We start from the raw sequence: 365 nt of genomic DNA, 5'->3' as shown, positions 1-365 counted from the left end.
AAATAGGAAATGTCGTTGAAGCCCGAGGAATAGGCGACTTCGGCAATCGTTTTGCCGCCCCTGACATCCTTGATCTGCTCGATCTTCTCACGCGCATAGCGCAGCCGCTTGTCACGGATGACGGTGGTGCAGGTGATGCCCACGCCCTGGAAATCCTGCTGCAAGGTGCGGATCGACACGCCGATGCGGGTCGCCAGCCATTTGGCCGAAAGATTGCTGTCGGTCAGATGACGGTCGATCAGGATATCGACCATCTGCAGGCGCCTTGCCGCGCTGTCATGCAGAGATTGCAGATTGGGCAGTGTCGGGGATTCCGAGACGAAAGCCTGGCGCGTCGCATTGAACATCAGCGCGCGGAGATTGGC

1 protein-coding gene is annotated in these 365 nt (G+C 58.6%); it reads right to left on the bottom strand.

The features are described from left to right. Positions 1–365, bottom strand: a 365-nt coding sequence (locus tag AC1D0P_RS32225) for a helix-turn-helix domain-containing protein (protein WP_477680440.1), incomplete at both ends; no start/stop codon positions are given.

This window comes from Polaromonas sp. P1_G2, from assembly GCF_056405515.1.
Note: the sequence above shows the minus strand (reverse complement) of the source record. Positions and strands in the feature narration are given on the sequence as shown.